The sequence below is a fragment of the Nitrosomonas aestuarii genome (genome assembly GCF_003046585.1).
GTDB lineage: Bacteria > Pseudomonadota > Gammaproteobacteria > Burkholderiales > Nitrosomonadaceae > Nitrosomonas > Nitrosomonas aestuarii.
In genome coordinates this window covers 24,297-43,264 of the sequence record NZ_QAAE01000019.1, presented here as the reverse complement: position 1 = coordinate 43,264, position 18,968 = coordinate 24,297, and the positions used below count along the sequence as shown (strand labels likewise).

Genomic DNA, 18,968 nt, shown 5'->3' with positions numbered 1-18,968 from the left:
AACTTCCATTTTGAAGTTGTTCAGTTTATCGATTAATTTAAAGTAACGCATTTCATGTCTTCTTCGTTGCTCGCAGATCTGAATACTCAACAGCTAGAAGCGATTACACTGCCGCATCAATCGGTACTCGTATTGGCGGGTGCTGGTAGTGGCAAGACGCGTGTGTTAACCACGCGTATTGCGTATTTGATTCAGTCAGGTCAGGTTAGTCCTTTTAGTATTCTGGCAGTAACTTTTACCAACAAGGCTGCTAAAGAAATGCTGACGCGTATTCATGCCCTGCTGCCAGTCAATACACGCGGTATGTGGATGGGTACATTCCACGGCTTATGTCATCGGTTGCTGCGCGCACATTATCAGGAAGCCGGGTTGCCGCAGACATTCCAGATTCTCGATACGGCCGATCAGTTAGCCACGATCAAGCGCATTTTGAAAAGCCTTTCAGTCGATGACAAACGGTTTCCACCAAGGCAAGTACAGTGGTTTATCAATAATGCGAAAGAATCTGGTCAGCGTGCAGCCGATGTAATTGTGGATGATCCATTTTCCAGTCATTTGCTGGATTTTTATCTGGCCTATGAACAGCAATGTAACCGGGAAGGCGTGGTAGATTTTGCCGAATTACTGTTACGTAGTTATGAACTGCTCACTCGAAATGAAATCCTGCGTAATCACTATCGCGAGCGTTTTGATTATATCCTGGTGGATGAATTTCAGGATACGAATCGGTTGCAGTATAACTGGCTTAAGCTGTTGGCGGGTGTAGGCACCAAGCATGCTGCAGCTGTGTTTGTTGTCGGTGATGACGACCAGAGTATTTATGCATTCCGGGGAGCGGATACCGGAAACATGAAGGATTTTGAGCGCGATTTTGGTATATCTAAAGTGATCAAACTGGAACAGAACTACCGCTCGCATGGGAATATACTGGATGCCGCCAATGCACTGATCGAAAACAATACCGAACGCCTGGGAAAAAATTTATGGACAGCGGAGGGTATGGGTGAGCCGCTGCGTGTCTATCGTGCATTCAATGATTTTGACGAGGCCAGCTTCATCGTTGATGAAATCAGGGCATTGCATGTAGATGGTGTTCCGCTATCACAAATTGCGCTGTTATATCGTGCCAATGCGCAGTCCAGAGTGCTTGAGCACACCCTGTTCAAGGCGGCATTGCCGTATCGTGTGTATGGTGGTATGCGCTTTTTTGAACGCATGGAAGTCAAACATGCACTGGCTTATTTGCGTTTGATTGCTAATCCTGAAGATGATAATGCATTACTGCGTGTTATTAATTTTCCTGCGCGGGGTATCGGCGCGCGTAGCCTGGAGCAATTACAGGATGAAGCGCGCCAGCAAAATAGTAGCCTGTGGGCGGCCGCCCTTCACCGATGTGGTGAAGCTGCAACAGCTGTCGAAAGCGACGCGAAAAATAAAAGAGGTGTGGCGGGGTTTGTCGGATTGATTCAAGTTATGCGTCAAGGTTGGGAAAATTTACCGTTGGCGGAAATTGTAGAGCGTATGTTGGTTCAAAGTGGGTTAATGGGGCATTATCAGACAGTGCGCGAAAGCGCGGACAGGCTGGAAAATCTGCATGAACTTGTCAACGCGGCAATCAGTTTTGTACATGAAGCTGAAGATGGCAGTCTGACGGCATTTCTTGCCCATGCTTCGCTTGAGGCAGGTGAACACCAGGCAGGCAGTGGCCAGGATGCGCTGCAACTGATGACTATACACGCTTCCAAAGGTCTTGAATTTCATTCTGTATTTTTGAGCGGATTGGAAGAAGGGTTGTTTCCACATGAAAATAGTCTGAACGAAAAAAACGGTCTTGAAGAAGAACGGCGCTTGATGTACGTTGCCATGACGCGTGCGCGCCGCCGCCTGTATCTGAGTCTTGCGCAAAGCCGTATGCTGCACGGACAAACGCGTTACAACATTCCTTCCCGGTTTTTAGATGAAATTCCGGAAAAATTTTTGAAATGGCTCAGATCGCCTGCTGGGGATGGTTTCAGTTTTGATCGTTCGTTTACCACTAAGGATTTGGGTACACGATCAGCAGTCGAGGTTAGAAAAAAAGATCCATTCAACCGGGAATTACCGGTAGAGGGGCAATGGCGTATTGGTCAGACTGTGGCGCATATCAAATTTGGAGAGGGTGTTATTCTTGATTATGAAGGCAGTGGCAGTGATGCGCGGGTACAAGTGAATTTTGGTCGTGCTGGCACCAAATGGTTGATGCTGGAGTATGCGCGACTAACGCCGGTTTAGACCAGTTTATATTTGTCGCGATGTCTATTCATATTTGAGGATGGCAGTTATAAGACTCTGAAGCATGTTTTTATATAAGGGCAGTGCTGCAGAATTGCAACGGAGCATAAATAAGCGAGACTGTTAACTGACAGTTTGGTCTGAGTGGTTTAGCCAGTGTTCGAGGCCCATAGTGTTCAATCGAATATCGGCGCTTAACAGGCTGACGATTTCTGTTTGTGGCATTTGGCAACCATGTTTCTTGAGGCGTTGTAACAGTAGTGATTCCAGTGCTGTTGAGATTGCATTAAATCTGTTCGCGTTGCTTCTGCGACTATTGATTTCATCAGCATTACGGGCAATTTCGACATGTGCATCAATCAAGTTATGCATGCATTCAGCATGCTGGATCAGGTTACCGATGCGACTGTAATGTGTGAGGAAAGCGTATTCCGGCTTGAAGTGCATGATACGGTTTAATGAAGCGTGTGCAGCATCAGGGTCAAATTGTACAGGCGTGGTGGTCGGAAAGACAAATTCCTTGCCGTTGACATCCAGTTCGCGATAGGACACGCCGAATGTGTCTCCTGTAAAAAAAGCATTGCTTTGTTCATCGTAAATACAGTTGTGGTGGCGTGCATGCCCTGGCGTATCAATAAATAGCAAAGAACGTCCGTTCAGATTGATACGGCTTTCATCAGGCGCTTCGATAATGCGTTTTTCATCAATGGCATGTATATCTCCGTAGACACGTTTAAATTCAGCCTCACCGTAAACCGAGATTGCCCCGGCGATTAGCTTGGTGGGGTCAGCCATGTGGCGTGCGCCACGCGGATGTACGACCAGTTTTGCATTGGGAAAACAACGCATACATTCGCTGGCGCCACCCGCATGATCAAGATGGATGTGGGTGAGTATGACATAGTCAACATCTTCAATAGCCAGGTTTTTTTCTTCAAGAACGCTCAGTACACCCGGGATCGAAAAAGCAGTACCAGTATCAACTAGCGCCATCTTGCCATTTTCTTCAATCAGGTGAATGGCGGCGCGTTGGGGTCGATGAAACTGGGCATCAATAGCACTGATGCCATGGGTAAAGTCAGTAGAGAGTGAAGAAGTCATGCTGTTTTAGTTTTAAATGTTTTATTCAGTGAAGCGTGTATATATAGGCAATTAATTTGTTTGTTTTAATTGATCCATAATGGCGGGGTTTTCAAGTGTGGAAATATCCTGTGTGATTTCTTCACCTTTGGCCAATGCACGTAATAAACGTCGCATAATTTTACCGGAGCGTGTTTTGGGTAGATTCTCACCGAATCGTATTTCTTCGGGTTTGGCGATGGGTCCAATTTCCTGAGCAACCCAGTTCCGCAGTTCAGTAGTAATGCGCGTTTTATCGTCCCCTTGTGGATAGTCTCCCTTCAGCACAACAAAGGCAACAATTACTTCACCTTTAATATCATGTGGTTTGCCAATCACGGCGGCTTCTGCTACCAGCGGGTTTGCTACTAGCGCAGATTCAATTTCCATCGTGCCCAGGCGATGGCCTGAAACATTGAGTACATCGTCAGTGCGGCCCATGATCCAGAAATAACCCTGTTCATCACGGTAGGCAGAGTCTCCTGCCAGATAATATTTACCCTTGCCGATATCCTCGGGAAAATAAGCTTTCTTAAAGCGTTCAGGATCGTTCCAAAGTGTGCGGATTTGAGATGGGAAAGGTTTTTTGATTACCAGAAAACCACCTTTTCCGTTTTCAACATCCTGGCCAGTTTCGTCTACAACTGCGGCAACAATGCCGGGTAACGGCAAAGTACAGGAACCGGGTATAAGTGAGACCGCACCGGGTATCGGCGCAATCATATGACTGCCGGTTTCAGTTTGCCACCATGTGTCCACGATCGGGCAGCGGGAATGGCCTACTTTTTCATAAAACCACATCCACGCTTCCGGGTTAATGGGTTCGCCAACTGAACCCAGTAAACGTAGTGAAGATAAATTGTATTTTTCAGGTAAATCCGCTCCGAGTTTGATCAGTGAACGAATCGCTGTCGGTGCTGTGTAAAATGTGGTTACCTGATGTTTGTCGATTATTTCCCAGAATCTTCCTGCATGTGGAAAAGTCGGGACACCTTCAAAAATAACCTGTGTTGCGCCCACGGCAAGCGGTCCGTAAGCAACATAGCTGTGACCGGTAATCCATCCGACATCAGCTGTGCACCAGAAAATATCGGATGGTTTGTAATCAAAAACCCATTGCATACTGATCATTGTACCTAACAAATAGCCGGCGCTGGAATGCTGAACTCCTTTGGGTTTGCCTGTCGATCCCGAAGTGTACAACGTAAACAGCGGATGTTCGGCAGTGACCCACTCCGGCTCGCACTCGGAACTGGCCTTTTGCGTAATTTCATGCCACCAGACATCACGTGGTGGTTCAAAAGGTACCTTGGTGGAACCTGAACGCTGATACACAATGACTGTTTTGACAGTTTCGGTGCCACCCTTATTGATAGCTTCATCCACGGTTGCCTTGAGTGCGTGGTGTTTGCCGCCACGTACCTGTTCGTCAGCAGTGATAATCGCTTTAGCACCTGCATTGATAATGCGTTCGTGCAGACTTTTGGATGAAAACCCGCCGAATACGACCGAATGAATTGCGCCTATGCGTGCACAGGCCTGCATTGCGACCACGGCTTCTATACGCATTGGCATATAAATCACGACACAATCACCTTTTTTTAAGCCTTTCGCTTTCAAAGCATTGGCCAGTTTGCAGACACGCTGGTGAAGATCACGGAAAGTTGCATGAATTACTTCACCTTCGTCGGATTCAAAAATAATGGCGACTTTGTCGGGCTGCTGAGCCAAATGGCGATCAAGACAGTTGTAAGAAATATTTAATTCACCATCATTGAACCATTTGAAAAAAGGCGGATTGCTATCATCGAGTGTTTGTGTGAAGGGTTTGTGCCAGTGGATATGTGCTTTGGCCTGTTCGGCCCAGAAAGCCTGATAGTCTGTTTCGGCCTGATTGCAGAGTGACTGATAAGCTTCCAAACCAGATACATTGGCTTGCTGGACAAAATTTGTACTTGGTGGAAAAATACGAGATTCTTTTAAAATAGATTCAATAGTTGACATAGTGCGACTCCAGTAAGGGATACCTGGCAAGATTGTACCACTGACATTTAACTTGTTATTGATAATGCCTGAGAGACTATCAACAACAATAGCGCAATTCCAGCGTTCATAATTATTGCATGTAGAGTATTATTGTTTGCAGTATACAGGCTGGTTGATTATGGGTAATCAAAAAAACATTCTTCACTATAAAAAATCCATGCGTTTATCATGATAAAAGCTTTTTCAAATTTATGCTAAAAAAGATTGGTATCAATGATATTCGTTTAGGCATGTACATCCATAAAATTGGTGGAGACTGGATGGAGCATCCGTTCTGGACGAATTCGTTTTTGCTGTCGGAACAAAAGGATCTGCATAAACTTAAAAATAGCAAGGTGAAAGAATTGTGGATAGATTCGGATAAAGGTCTGGACGTAATGAACCCCGTTACTTCTGATCGCGCTCAGCCGGACAAACAAACTGATCAGCCGGTACTGGTTGTTACTACAAAAATCATAAAGGTACCGGTTGAAGAGGAACTGCAGACAGCGAAAAAGATCCATGTAAAAACTAAAGAAGCCGTGACCGCCATGTTTAATGAAGTGCGTATGGGTAAGGCAGTTCGGGTTGAAGAAGCAGTTGTTCTGGTCGATGAAATCAACCATTCCATGTCGCGCAATGCCAATGCGATGCTCAGTTTGATTAGATTGAAAACCGCAGATGAGTATACCTATCTGCATTCAGTTGCGGTGTGTGTGCTAATGATCGCACTTGGCAAGCAACTGGGGTTACAAGGCGCTGCGTTAAAACAAGTGGGTGTCGCGGGACTGCTGCATGATATTGGTAAAATGGTAATCCCTGGCAAAGTGCTGAACAAACCGGGGAAGCTGACGGAAGATGAGTTTGCAATTGTTAAAAATCACCCACGCAGAGGGTGGGAAATACTTAAAACAGTATTCCAGGTCAATGAACCTGCACTGGATGTATGTTTACATCACCATGAACGAATGGACGGTAAAGGGTATCCCGAGAAACTGTCAGCGAATAATTTGACATTGTACGCTCGAATGGGGTCTATTTGTGACGTGTACGATGCCATCAGTTCTGAACGCTGCTATAAAAAAGGTTGGGAGCCAGCGGAGGCCATTAAAAAGATGGCGGAATGGAAGGGCGGTCATTTTGATGAAACTGTATTTCATGCATTTGTCAAAACCATTGGTATTTATCCCATTGGGACATTGTTGAAATTAAAATCCGATCGATTGGGTATCGTGATTGAACAATCTGAAAAGAGCCTTGTTATGCCTGTGGTAAAAGTATTTTTTTCTATTCACTCAAATTGCCACATTCCATTTGAAATCGTGGATTTGTCAAAATCAACGGATAGCGTCGTAAGTGCGGAAAATCCTCAGCAGTGGGGACTCGATTTAGAAAAAATCTACCTGATACTCCACCAACTTAGGGACGACAAGTTCGGTTAGCTTTCCCATATTATTAACTGGAGGTATTAAATTCTTTTAACAATTCAATTGCCCAGCTAACACCAAAACCGGTGACATCACTGCCTACCGCACCCAAACCGTCCTTATGGCTGCTGGCTGAGAGGTCCATATGTATCCAGGGTACATCGTTGACAAAGCGATTGAGAAAGCGTGCTGCAAGAATATGATCAAATTCGCCGCCCAGTTCGCATTGTTTAATGTCTGCTATCTTACTTTCCAGACTCTCGTCATAGTCTGAGTCCATCGGAAAAACACAAATACGTTCGCCGCTTTTTTTTCCGGCGGCGATAGCTTTTTGTGCAAGATTTTCCTGATTGCTGAAAATACCACAATAGCGTGAACCCAATGCAGTATGCATGCTGCCAGTCAGTGTTGCAAAGTCAATGATGATATCAGGTTTCTGCTTTTCGGCTAATGTTAGCGTATCTGCCAGTACCAATCGTCCCTCGGCATCGGTATGTACGATTTCAATCGTCAATCCATTTAACGTAGTAATGACATCATTCTGTTTATAGGCATGTGGGCCGATATTATTTTGTGCGATGGCCAGCCAGCAGTCAATTTCGAGAGACAGGTCTGCACGTGTCGCCGCTAATAAAATGCCGAGCGCAACTGCTGAGCCATTCATATCCTCATGCATGCCTTGCATGTAGCGGGGTGGTTTTAAATTATGGCCTCCGGTATCAAAGCAAATACCTTTTCCAACCAGAGAAATATGTTTATGCGGTTTTTCTTTGCTGCCTGTATAGTGTAAGTGAACAATCGCAGCCTCTTCAGGGTCGCTGCCCTGTGCTACTGCTACAAATGCGCCAGCACCCATTTGTCTGAGCTCGTTGAGTGCATGTTCCTGATATGTCCATCCTTCATTTTTGGCCAGTTTTTTGATTTGCTCACAATAAGTTCTAGGGGTAAGTTCGTTTGGCGGTAAAATCGTTAAGCCACGCGCCAGTAGATTACCTTCTGCAAGTGCACGTTGTAATGTAAAATTCCCGGCGTCTTTGTGACCGTACAAATGGATATGAGTAAGTGATGATCTTTCTGGTTTTTGTTTGCGAACAGGCAGTGCCGCGCCATTGACCCAGGCAGTATAAACCGCGACTTCAGAGAAGTGATGTTTTTGGTTGTTGTTGCCATAGACTGCGAGATGTATTTCTTCTGGATTTTCAGTCAGTAATTGTTGAATTGCTTTGCGTACAGCGGTTTGCTGTTCAAATATCTGTTTGTTGGTATCTATCATGACCCATGAACAGAATGCACCATTTTCCAGATTGGCGCTGACCGGTGTTTCACTGATTTTACTCAGTCTTAAGCGACGGCGTTCCAGCAGTTTCTTGAGTGTGTCTTCACCTGGAATAGTATATTTTTTAGGTAATTTCTCCAGTTTGGGTAATATGACCAGTATATGGGAGGCATCCGTTGTCGGATCAAGTAATGAAGAATTCTGGATAAGTGTAGCCAGCATTGATTGCTTTCCTGTTGAATATGAAATTTTGCATGACGAAGTTTGTCATATTGTTGGGATTACGGTTGTTTCTTATGCATATATGACCGAATGATCATGATCAATTTGCTGCACAAAATGATAAAGCAAGTGGTTTAAGAAAAAAAACAAGTCGTCGAGCGTCATTCGAATAGCGATTACGTCAGTGCAAAATAATGCTTAACGGGGAATTGATCAGTGCTTCTTGACTGCGATGGCAGAAGTGAATTGTGCATCATAGTTCGCAAGTTCAAAGTTTATGTCTTTTAATTAAGAATGCTATTATATTATGCTTAGCTTGATTATGTATGTAATTTGCCTGCGAATTACTTGGCTCGATAACGAATTACGAATATTTTTTTATAGAAGCGCTCATGCAGCAGTATCTTCAGTTAATGCGTCATATTTTGGCGGATGGCCATAAAAAAACGGATCGCACCGGTACAGGGACACTTTCTGTCTTTGGTTACCAGATGCGTTTTAATATGGCTGATGGCTTTCCGTTGGTAACAACCAAAAAATGCCACCTGAAATCAATTATTCATGAATTATTATGGTTCTTGCGAGGTGATACGAATATCCAGTATCTAACAGATCATGGCGTTTCCATATGGGATGAATGGGCTGATGAAAGTGGTGATCTGGGACCTGTATATGGGCGGCAATGGCGCGCATGGACGGGCAAGGATGGGCAAGCAGTAGATCAGATACAACAGGTTATTGACCAAATTAAGAAAACACCAGATTCCCGGCGCATGATTGTTTCGGCATGGCATGTGAGCGATTTGAATGAAATGGTACTGCCGCCATGCCATGCGATGTTTCAGTTTTATGTGGCTGCTGGGAAGCTTTCGTGTCAGCTTTATCAAAGAAGTGCTGACGTTTTTCTGGGTGTGCCTTTTAATATTGCATCTTATGCGTTGTTGACAATGATGGTTGCTCAGGTGTGTGATTTGCAGGCAGGGGAGTTTGTGCATACGTTAGGTGACGCGCATCTTTATCTGAATCATATCCAGCAGGCACAAACGCAGCTCACCAGGGAACCGAGAGAATTGCCTGTGATGCAACTAAACCCCGCCGTCACAGATATATTTAACTTTAGATATGAAGATTTTACGCTAAAAGGCTATCATCCGTATCCGGCAATAAAGGCACCGATTGCTGTATGAGCGCACCTTGCTTATCAATACTGGTCGCAATGGCCAAAAACAGGGTAATCGGAAAAAATAATGGTCTTCCCTGGCATTTGCCCGCAGATTTGAAGCGTTTCAAATTGTTGACCATGGGTCATACTATCATAATGGGCCGCAAAACCTATGAATCCATAGGTCGGCCATTGCCTGGACGCCGCAATATTATTGTGACGAATCAGACAGATTATAATGTGGCTGGCGCAACCATTGTTCATTCGCTAGAGGAGGCTCTGAATATAAGCCAACCCTCCGACGCATCAGGTGATAAATGTGAACAGTTTATCATTGGCGGTGCTGATCTCTATCAGCAGACGTTAGCATTATCGCTACGCATGTACATTACGGAAATACAGCAAGTATTTGATGGCGATACTTATTTTCCAGAATTTGATCAGAATGAATGGTTTGAGAAATCACGTGAGCGGCATTTCTCGGAAGTTAAAACGGCAGCTACTTCGCAACTGGAATATCACTTTGTGATATGGGAGCGTAAAAAACATAACTGAAAACATTTCGTTGATATGAACTGGTGAAAAAATTCATTAACTGAATTCTTTCACCAGTTTGGACTGTATTTATATGATTAATTCCGATTGTTAAATCACAACGACATCAGGCAACGGAAATCCATTAAAATTGCTGGCATAGGCTGTTGTATATGCGCCTGTATTGGGTACATAAATCAAGTCACCTTCCTGTATGTCGGCTGGCAGCATGATATCATGCATTAGGATGTCCACTGAATCGCAGGTGGGGCCAGCAATAGACCAGGGTACGGAATTTCCGGTGCGATCAGTAATTACTTCGTAATTAAGACCTTCGGTGACTTCTATCATGCCACCAAACATACCTGCATCCCAATACATCCAGCGTTTACCGTTGCGTGTTGCAGTTCCAACCACCTGACAGACAAAATAGGCTGAGTCAGAAACCAGGTAGCGGCCTGGTTCAGCAATAATTCGAAATGTTTCTGGTAATTCGGCAATCGCCTCATTAATCACTTCTGCGATCACTTCTATGGATGGAATCGGTTTCAGATGGCGAACCGGATAGCCACCGCCAATATTCAACAGACGTGGGTTAAGGCCTGCTTGGCGCATGTCGGTAAAAACTTTGACCGCACGTTCAATACCCACGCGCCAGTTTTGTGGATTGCGGCATTGCGATCCAACGTGAAACGTAACACCAGCCAGGTCAGCTTTCAGTTTGACCGCTGTTTCAATGATGAAGCTGATATCGGCTAGATGTGTGCCGAATTTTCCGGCCAGTGGCCAATCGCTGCCGATATTCGGGGTGTCTATGCGCAGATACATTTTTGCATCCGGTTTGACGCTTACGATTTTTTGTAATTCTTCCACGCTATCAAGTACATACCATTCAACCCCTTTTGATGCAGCATACTCCAGGTAAGCGCGAGATTTCATTGGATTGCTGTAAAAAATTTCTACAGCGGGTACCCCCAGTTCAAGTAAAAGATCGAGTTCAGCAATAGAAGCAATTTCGAAACCGGCGCCTTCTTCTATCAACGTTTTAAGTACCCGGTGGTCCGGATTGGCTTTGACAGCATAGTGTGGTCGCACGCGCGGCATGGCAGCCATGAAACGGCGTGTTTTCTGACGAATGATGCTGCTATCAACCATTAAGAATGGATTGTTATAACCCTGTAATAGTTTTTCTTTAACAAGGTTGAAGTCCAAGCTGACTTCAGGATGGGTGTCAAACAGTACTTCAGGTTGAGACTGCTTTTGAAAAGCGGCGGAAGAGATAGGTATGAGCATGCGAATTTTCCTTTTAAAGAAAGCTATGTTACAGGGATGTGGATATTGGTTAATTCAATGGATATATAAGCATTATTACAACATGTCATGTTATTTCCTCATGGTTACCGTAAATTGAAATTGCCCGCATTATAGTCTGCATTTTTCTGAAATCAAGCTTTTTTTGTCTGCTACAGAAAAACCTTACTCAAATTTCCAGACAACATATAAATTAGCGATATAGCTATCAGTATATTTGGATGATTCTGCATGTGACACTATCCGGTTCAAGTTTTTCGAATCCACATGCGTCATTTCTCACATATGCTCTGAACATATGCGACTAAGCTCCTATCTGAGAGTGAAATTTCTCAAGTGGAAAAGAACCGACAATGTTTTGCCGTGTTGAGAATTTTAAGTGCGTTTATGGTTTGAATATTATTCAAATAAAACCATAAATTGGCCTTATAACTCAGAATTATCTGTAATATGTGCTTTGCAGCATTTACGAGAGGGTCGTCAATTGGTGAAGTGCTAGTACAGTTGACGGGAGTATTAGAAATTCTGTGTCATTCCGTAATGATTAAATTTTAGAGGAGTGACAGATAATCAAAACTACACCAGAATCTGATTATTCGTGGTTAATATTAAATACCTGAGAGCATTTCAACTGCGATTGGACAGGTGTCCGGTAAAATTAAACCACCACAATGTTGTAAGGTCTGTAAGGATAAGACGGAGCTGGCGTTAGGGGGCATCGTCTGGAGCAATCCTGAAAGTGATGAAATACCGGAAATTCTACGGCGTGCCGGTATTAACGATCGGCCATTGTTTGTGCCTGCGTATATAGTCAGAAAACAAATGACGCACATCAGAGCGGATTTGTCTGCAGCGATGACCGAAAATCTGCATATTAGGCCGATGCATTCAGGGTGCGTGCTGGATGTGTACCATGAGGGATGAAGGCGTTAAAAATGAGAAAATTCAATCGTTCAGCTATTACGCTATGAATGTGTTGCGTGATAGTACGCGACATTTATTTGAACATTTTTACCGGGATTATTTGGTAGAACGTATCGAACATGAGGTTGAGAACAGCCCACAACCGGATCTTTATCCGTTATTAGCTCTGGAACCGGAGCAGCGTGCCGTGTCCAAAGGCAAGTATGTGTTGACTCCCGATGAAACCGCAAGAAACGCGCTGAAAGTTGCGGCAGACTGGATCATGCCTTGGTCACAGACACAGTTTTGGGAGCACTGCGTATTTTATGGAATAAGATAGAGCGTTTGTTCTGCTTTTCCGGGTAAAAAGGGTGTCGGATTTTCCGATATCCAGTGAGTATGCCCGCTGCCATAATAAGGTGAGAGCGGATGACCGCTTTGTCCCCCCGGCATATCAAAATAACCTTCCTCTTCTTTGCCGGGCGCAACGACAGATCGTTGTGAGGCGCCAAAATCAGGTGTTTGAATACGTGGCATGTGAAAGTCGCCGGGGAGGGGGTCCGGCGGCATGTTAAGCTGGTTTGCAATCCACGCAGGCAGGTGTTGGCTGAGAGGATGCCTGATATTCGCCGCATTGACTTCTCCCCACGTACGCGTGGTGATATCGCCGGATTGTTTTTGCAATTTTGCGATTACCTGTTGAATACATTGCTGTATCAGTGCATCCCAGTTTTCATAGTTGGCTGGCAACAAATGCATGGGTCGTTCTTCGATGAGTTGCCAGATGGCATGCTCGACCTGGCTTAAACGTGGGAGTTCAAAAGCTGGATGGCGAAGTTTAATTTCAGCCGTAAATGCATTTAATAATGTATTGATCACTTCATGCCGGAAGCTTCGTATAATTTTGTACGCAACAGAATCAACTGCTGCACGGCCGTCCCAGTTCTTCAAAACGCTTGCCATCTGATGAAAAGTTGTCGTGCTTTCCGCATGCTCTAGGCTGGATGTAAGCAAATCATGCCACCGCACAAAGAACAATGCACGGTGATCAAGTTGAATTTGATACAAATCATCTACGGTAAATTGTTCGCGAGCAAATAAATTGTCACGAATCTGCCTTGACCTTGCACCCAGATCGTACCCACCATCACCGAGTATTTTTAATGTTTCGGGGTCTACGGTGCGTGTGTTTGCCGTCCATAAACGGCCCGATTCCGGATTGCGGATATGTGGGTAATCGACAGGTTCCAGCCAGCCCTGCCATCCGGTATCGGGGGCTGTCCAGTCCGAGGGAAGTTTGGAGTCAAAGTCGCCAGAACGTACGGGAATACGGCCGGCAATGGTCCAGTGGATATGGCCGTTTTTGTCGCCAACAATAAAATTTTGTGCGGGAATGCCGGTTTGTTTCGCGATGGCGGCTGCTTCTTCAGCCGTTTGCGCCTGCTCGAGTTCGACCAGGTTCAGATTAAGGCCTCCGGGCTGAAACGCCGTCCACGCCATTGCCAGTGGAACGCCATCATAATCCTGTGTGATAATCGGTCCCCACTCGGTTTCACGTACTGTAATTTTTCTTGCAGCTGCCCCGCGTACGGTGATGATTTCATCGAAAGTCTGAACAGTATGCCAACCCGACGAACCGAGATAAACCGATGTGTCCTTCGGGTCAAGTTTGACGCGTACCCAGTCGATAAAATCGCCGTAACTGTTGGTAAAACTCCAGGCGATATGGCGATTGGATCCGAGCACATTCAATGGCACACCGGGCAGACTGACGCCGCTGACATCGATACGGGTTGCAGCATGGTTTTTGTCTTTGTCATTGTCTTCGGTTTCGATCAATCGTGTGCGAAACCATAGATTGGGTACGCGCAGTGTTAGATGCATATCATTGGCGACGAGCGCGGCGCCGTCAGTCAACGTGCCTGAGACTGCGAAATTGTTGCTGCCCGGGAGGGATTCATCATAAATGAACGTGCGTACCGGTAACGGTGTGTTCTTTTTTCTAAGATCGAGATCATCGGGTGTAGGCATGGGTGGCCATTCAAGTGCTTCTCCAATCAACGGCGCGTCCAATGAACCACCGCTGGCGGTCAGAAATTGATATAGCGCATCGGGCAATTCGGCTTGCATGAAAGATAAACCCAGTTCGCGCCTGCTGTTAAATTCGTTCAGTGTGACGAACATGGAAAAAATAACCAGCAGGCTGTCTTCCTCGCGCCATTTGACAGGTGTAGTGCGTGTGAGCAGATAAGGGTAAGGACGCATCGACAGTGCATCAAGTCCTGCATTCACGCCGGAACGGTACGCGGTCAACAAATGTTGCTGATCATCCGGTAATTGCCGCAGTATTTGCTGGGCACGTGAACGCATGCGGTATTTGCGCGCTTCCAGGTCAAGCGGCACCGCGCTGTCGCCAAATATTTCTGCAAGCTCGCCGGCGGCCTGTCGGCGCATCAAATCCATTTCAAAAAAACGTTCCTGTGCATGCACAAACCCGAGTGTACTGGCGAGGTCCTGCCGATTTTGCCCACGGATCGTCACACTGCCAAGTGTATCGCGTTCAACGGTGGCTGGTGCGCTCAGGCTGGATAAATGCGCTTTCCCCTCATACTGCGGTAGACTGCCGCGTAACAGTGTCCCTGCAAGTATGATTAACAACAGACCACAACATGTCAATACAATGAAGGCATTGCGAAAAAATCTGAAAAATCGTGTCATTACGGATGAATATCAGGTTTGTAAAATAATGAAAACAAATTATCTAAAATAAGTGCTCGAATCATGGTGCCTGCCTACCAGAATCAATACTGTAACACTTTTTTCTTTTGAAAAAAAACGAGGTTACGAGTGTGTCAAGTATGCAAACAGATGTGTGGCGTATTCAATTGGAGTAATCGATTACGCATAATTGAAAATCCGGGATAATGGAAGCAATACTAATTATTTTTCATAAAGAAACGAGATAAAAGTGCAGGAAATAAAGGGAAAATGGCAATTCTGGATAGACCGGGGCGGTACCTTTACCGACATTGTTGCCCACTCGCCACAAGGAACGTATTGTACCCAGAAGCTGCTCTCCGAGAATCTGGAGCATTATTCTGATGCGGCACTGGAGGGGATTCGCAGAATTTTAGGCGGAGTCTCGAATGCACCCATACCTTCACAACAGATTGATCATGTCAAAATGGGCACCACCATTGCGACTAATGCTTTGCTGGAGCGTAAAGGCGAGCGGGTTGCCCTGGTGATCACCAAAGGGTTTGCTGACGCTTTGCGTATTGGTTATCAGAATCGCCCGCGATTGTTTGAACTTAATATACAGTTGCCGCAGATGCTGTATGAGACTGTGATCGAGGTAAATGAAAGGATGAGTGCAGACGGTAAGGTATTGCGAGAACTTGATGAAGCGGCGCTCATGGATGCACTGAACAGTGTTTTTCAGCAGGGTATTCGGGCTGTGGCGGTTGTATTTATGCATGGTTATCGATTTTATGCGCATGAACTGGCGGCGGCGCGTGTCGCCGAACAAATCGGCTTTACGCAGATTTCCGTCAGTCATCAGATCAGTCCGTTAGTGAAGTTGATTTCGCGCGGTGATACCACGGTGATGGATGCGTATCTGTCGCCTATACTGCGACGCTATGTCGAACAGGTTGCAGTCACACTGGGCGATACGCGGCTGCTATTTATGCAGTCCAGTGGCGGCCTGATCCAGGCAGACAAGCTGCAAGGTAAAGACAGTATCTTATCGGGTCCAGCGGGTGGTGTGGTGGGTATGGCGCGTACTGCTGTGAAAGCAGGGTTCAGTAAAATTATTGGTTTTGACATGGGAGGAACATCAACCGATGTCAGTCATTATAATCACAATACTGGCGGATTTGAGCGTGTTTTTGACGGTAATGTGGCCGGTGTACGTATCCGTGCACCGATGATGGCGATTCATACTGTCGCCGCAGGCGGCGGCTCCATTTTGCATTTTGACGGCAGTCGTTTCCGTGTTGGTCCCGGCAGTGCGGGTGCCAATCCCGGACCGGCATGTTATCGCCGTGGCGGACCATTGACGGTTACGGATTGCAACGTGATGCTTGGAAAAATCCAGCCGGAATTTTTTCCACGAATTTTTGGACCGGGTGCGAACGAACCGCTGGACGCTGCCGTTGTAAGGCAGCAGTTTAAACAACTGGCTAATGATGTAACAGTGGCAAGCGGGAAAAAATATACGCCTGAGCAAGTGGCGGAAGGTTTTCTCCATATAGCAGTTGAAAATATGGCCAACGCTATCAAGAAGATATCCGTTGAACAAGGTCACGACATTACCCGTTACACACTCAATGGCTTTGGCGGCGCGGCGGGTCAGCATGTTTGTCTGGTGGCTGATGCGCTTGGTATGGAATCCATACTCATCCACCCATTGGCGGGCGTGTTGTCAGCTTATGGCATGGGACTCGCCGATATTTCTACAATCAGAACCGTCACCATAGAAACGTTACTCAACATTGAATCACTGCGGGCTGCTAATTGTATACTTGATGGTCTGGCGAAGGACACTTTTAAAGAAGTTGCTGATCAGGGCGTGGCGGAAAAAAATATTACCTTCATCAAAAAAATTCATTTGCGCTATCAAGGCGCCGATACCGCGTTGGCGCTGCCGATTGCGCCGCTGGAACAATTGCGTACAGATTTTGTCGCATTGCATCTACATCAATTTGGTTTTGTTCAGCCAGAATGCAGCCTTGTTATTGCTACAGCTACGGTTGAGGCAGTTGGCTTAACCCATGATATTAATGATAATACAGTAGATTTTTCTCCGTTGAAAACGGTTGAACGTCAGGAGTTACAATCGATGAAAAACGTCATAATGCTCAGTGGCGGACAAAACCATCAGACGCCTGTATATGCGATGACAGCCTTAGTCGAGGGTGATGGCATTCGAGGTCCGGCGATTATCAGTGACGCAAATGCCACAATTGTAATTGAGTCTGGCTGGCAAGTGAAACGAAAAATGAGTGGCAGTCTGGTGATGACCCGTCATGCACCGCGGCCGCAACGTGAAAGTATCGGCACATGCGCCGATCCTGTGATGCTGGAAGTGTTCAACAACCTGTTTATGTCGATCGCCGAGCAAATGGGTGCAACACTTGCGAATACGGCGTTATCAGTGAATATTAAGGAAAGACTCGATTTTTCCTGTGCTGTATTTGACCGTCTTGGTAATCTGGTGGCTAATGCGCCACATATGCCGGTACATCTCGGTAGCATGGGAGAAAGTGTCAAGGCTGTGATTGAGCGCCACCCTGGAATGAAAACAGGTGATGTCTATGCCATTAATGCGCCCTATAACGGCGGTACGCATTTGCCAGATATTACCGTTGTTACGCCGGTATTCGACGAAAAGAATAGCGATATTATTTTTTATGTTGCGTCACGCGGCCATCATGCCGATCTCGGAGGCATGACACCCGGTTCCATGCCGCCGGACAGTACTACGGTGGAAGAAGAAGGCATTTTATTAGACAATATTCAGATTGTTCGCAACAATCGATTGTTGCGAACTGAAATCCATCGATTACTGACCAGCAAACCCTATCCGGCGCGTAATCCCGAAATGAATATCGCTGATCTCGGCGCACAGATTGCCGCCAATGAAAAGGGTGTGCAGCAACTCAAAAGCATGGCCGATCATTTCGGCCTCAATGTCGTCGAAGCGTATATGCAGCATGTGCAGGATAATGCTGAGGAAAGCGTGCGTCGCGTGCTCAATGTGCTTTCTGATGGAGAATTCACGTATGAAATGGACGACGGTTCCATTATCCGCTTGGCGATTCGTATTGATAAGCATGTACGCAAAGTCATTGTCGACTTCACCGGTACATCTGCACAACGACCCAACAACTTTAATGCGCCGTTACCGGTGTGCTACGCCGCTGTACTGTATGTTTTTCGTACACTGGTTAAGGACGAGATCCCACTCAACGCTGGCTGCCTGAAACCCATTGAAATCATCGTGCCCAAGGGTTGCATGCTTAATCCCGTTTTTCCTGCGGCTGTTGTGGCGGGTAACGTGGAAACCAGTCAATGTGTGACTGATGCGCTTTATGGCGCACTTGGTGTAATGGCTGCTGCGCAGGGTACGATGAATAATTTGACCTTCGGTAACGACCGGTATCAGTATTACGAAACCCTTTGCGGCGGTGCAGGCGCGGGACCGGATTTCGATGGTCAGAGCGCTGTACATACCCACATGACCAATTCACGTCTGACCGATCCGGAAGTACTCGAATCGCGTTATCCTGTGTTGGTTGAAAGCTTTTCGATACGTAAAGGGTCCGGTGGCAACGGCTATTATAAAGGTGGCGACGGCGTCATCCGACGTATACGATTTAACGACAAAATGCACGCCGCGATTTTATCCAATCATCGAAGGATTGCGCCTTTTGGATTGCATGGCGGTGAAAATGGAGTGACAGGCTGTAACCGGGTTGAGCGGAAAAATGCAGTTGTTGAAGAACTGGGTGCTTGCGCAGGTGTGCAGCTTGAGCCAGGTGATGTGATGGTAATTGAAACTCCGGGAGGAGGAGGGTATGGCAAAGCAATTCATAACAAAAAATAATCCGGTGACAACGTTTGTATATGCCGGTTGTGGGTATAAAATGATTTAAGCAATTTTAAAGCGCTGAAGATCTGCTTGAAAAAGTTTTTTGAAGATATGGATAAGAAC

At 45.9% G+C, this 18,968-nt stretch carries 12 protein-coding genes; 7 read left to right on the top strand and 5 right to left on the bottom strand.

Going from position 1 to position 18,968, the window contains the following annotated elements:
- Positions 1-54 precede the first annotated feature (54 nt).
- Positions 55-2,271, top strand: a complete 2,217-nt coding sequence (locus C8R11_RS13245; RefSeq protein ID WP_107796117.1) for a UvrD-helicase domain-containing protein — start codon at positions 55-57, stop codon at positions 2,269-2,271.
- 123 nt (positions 2,272-2,394) lie between these two features.
- On the opposite strand, the gene C8R11_RS13240 is transcribed toward C8R11_RS13245, so the two are convergent.
- Both C8R11_RS13240 and acs read right to left on the bottom strand, forming a co-directional pair.
- Positions 2,395-3,372, bottom strand: a complete 978-nt coding sequence (locus C8R11_RS13240; protein ID WP_107796116.1) for an MBL fold metallo-hydrolase — start codon at positions 3,370-3,372, stop codon at positions 2,395-2,397.
- 51 nt (positions 3,373-3,423) lie between these two features.
- On the bottom strand, positions 3,424-5,394 hold the full coding sequence (gene acs, locus C8R11_RS13235) for an acetate--CoA ligase (protein WP_107796115.1): 1,971 nt from the start codon (positions 5,392-5,394) through the stop codon (positions 3,424-3,426).
- Positions 5,395-5,627: 233 nt separating this feature from the next.
- On the opposite strand from acs, the gene C8R11_RS13230 reads away from it, so the two are divergent.
- Positions 5,628-6,857 carry a cyclic di-GMP phosphodiesterase gene (locus C8R11_RS13230; RefSeq protein ID WP_107796114.1) on the top strand — a complete coding sequence of 410 codons (1,230 nt, stop codon included), beginning with the start codon at positions 5,628-5,630 and terminating at the stop codon, positions 6,855-6,857.
- Between the two features lie 13 nt (positions 6,858-6,870).
- On the opposite strand, the gene C8R11_RS13225 is transcribed toward C8R11_RS13230, so the two are convergent.
- A complete protein-coding gene (locus C8R11_RS13225; protein WP_107796113.1) occupies positions 6,871-8,340 on the bottom strand; it encodes a M17 family metallopeptidase in 1,470 nt (489 codons plus the stop codon).
- A 392-nt stretch (positions 8,341-8,732) separates the two neighbouring features.
- Between C8R11_RS13225 and C8R11_RS13220 the strand changes: the two genes are divergently transcribed.
- Complete coding sequence (locus tag C8R11_RS13220; RefSeq protein ID WP_107796112.1) at positions 8,733-9,527, top strand: thymidylate synthase; 795 nt, start codon at positions 8,733-8,735, stop codon at positions 9,525-9,527.
- Positions 9,524-10,057 carry a dihydrofolate reductase gene (locus C8R11_RS13215; protein WP_107796111.1) on the top strand — a complete coding sequence of 178 codons (534 nt, stop codon included), beginning with the start codon at positions 9,524-9,526 and terminating at the stop codon, positions 10,055-10,057. The genes C8R11_RS13220 and C8R11_RS13215 overlap by 4 nt, the downstream gene beginning before the upstream one ends.
- A 90-nt stretch (positions 10,058-10,147) precedes the next feature.
- Here the strand turns inward: C8R11_RS13215 and C8R11_RS13210 are convergent, their stop codons facing one another.
- Entirely contained in the window at positions 10,148-11,329 is a 1,182-nt protein-coding gene (locus C8R11_RS13210; protein WP_425320588.1) for a type III PLP-dependent enzyme, read from the bottom strand.
- A gap of 663 nt (positions 11,330-11,992) precedes the next feature.
- Here C8R11_RS13210 and C8R11_RS13205 point away from each other — a divergent pair.
- On the top strand, positions 11,993-12,271 hold the full coding sequence (locus C8R11_RS13205; RefSeq protein ID WP_107796110.1) for a hypothetical protein: 279 nt from the start codon (positions 11,993-11,995) through the stop codon (positions 12,269-12,271).
- Positions 12,261-12,590 (top strand): hypothetical protein, encoded by a 330-nt coding sequence (locus C8R11_RS13200; protein WP_107796109.1) that lies wholly within the window; start codon positions 12,261-12,263, stop codon positions 12,588-12,590. The genes C8R11_RS13205 and C8R11_RS13200 overlap by 11 nt, the downstream gene beginning before the upstream one ends.
- Here C8R11_RS13200 and C8R11_RS13195 read toward each other — a convergent pair.
- Positions 12,575-14,968, bottom strand: a complete 2,394-nt coding sequence (locus tag C8R11_RS13195; RefSeq protein WP_107796108.1) for a penicillin acylase family protein — start codon at positions 14,966-14,968, stop codon at positions 12,575-12,577. The two genes, C8R11_RS13200 and C8R11_RS13195, sit on opposite strands and share 16 nt — an antisense overlap.
- 250 nt (positions 14,969-15,218) lie before the next feature.
- Between C8R11_RS13195 and C8R11_RS13190 the strand changes: the two genes are divergently transcribed.
- Positions 15,219-18,860 (top strand): hydantoinase B/oxoprolinase family protein, encoded by a 3,642-nt coding sequence (locus C8R11_RS13190; RefSeq protein WP_244907688.1) that lies wholly within the window; start codon positions 15,219-15,221, stop codon positions 18,858-18,860.
- The last annotated feature ends 108 nt before the right edge of the window (positions 18,861-18,968 follow it).

Coding starts and splice junctions, on each gene's coding strand:
- C8R11_RS13245 (WP_107796117.1), top strand. CDS start 55: ATGTCTTCTTCGTTGCTCGCAGATCTGAATACTCAACAGCTAGAAGCG.
- C8R11_RS13240 (WP_107796116.1), bottom strand. CDS start 3,372: ATGACTTCTTCACTCTCTACTGACTTTACCCATGGCATCAGTGCTATT.
- acs (WP_107796115.1), bottom strand. CDS start 5,394: ATGTCAACTATTGAATCTATTTTAAAAGAATCTCGTATTTTTCCACCA.
- C8R11_RS13230 (WP_107796114.1), top strand. CDS start 5,628: ATGCTAAAAAAGATTGGTATCAATGATATTCGTTTAGGCATGTACATC.
- C8R11_RS13225 (WP_107796113.1), bottom strand. CDS start 8,340: ATGCTGGCTACACTTATCCAGAATTCTTCATTACTTGATCCGACAACG.
- C8R11_RS13220 (WP_107796112.1), top strand. CDS start 8,733: ATGCAGCAGTATCTTCAGTTAATGCGTCATATTTTGGCGGATGGCCAT.
- C8R11_RS13215 (WP_107796111.1), top strand. CDS start 9,524: ATGAGCGCACCTTGCTTATCAATACTGGTCGCAATGGCCAAAAACAGG.
- C8R11_RS13210 (WP_425320588.1), bottom strand. CDS start 11,329: ATGCTCATACCTATCTCTTCCGCCGCTTTTCAAAAGCAGTCTCAACCT.
- C8R11_RS13200 (WP_107796109.1), top strand. CDS start 12,261: ATGAGGGATGAAGGCGTTAAAAATGAGAAAATTCAATCGTTCAGCTAT.
- C8R11_RS13195 (WP_107796108.1), bottom strand. CDS start 14,968: ATGACACGATTTTTCAGATTTTTTCGCAATGCCTTCATTGTATTGACA.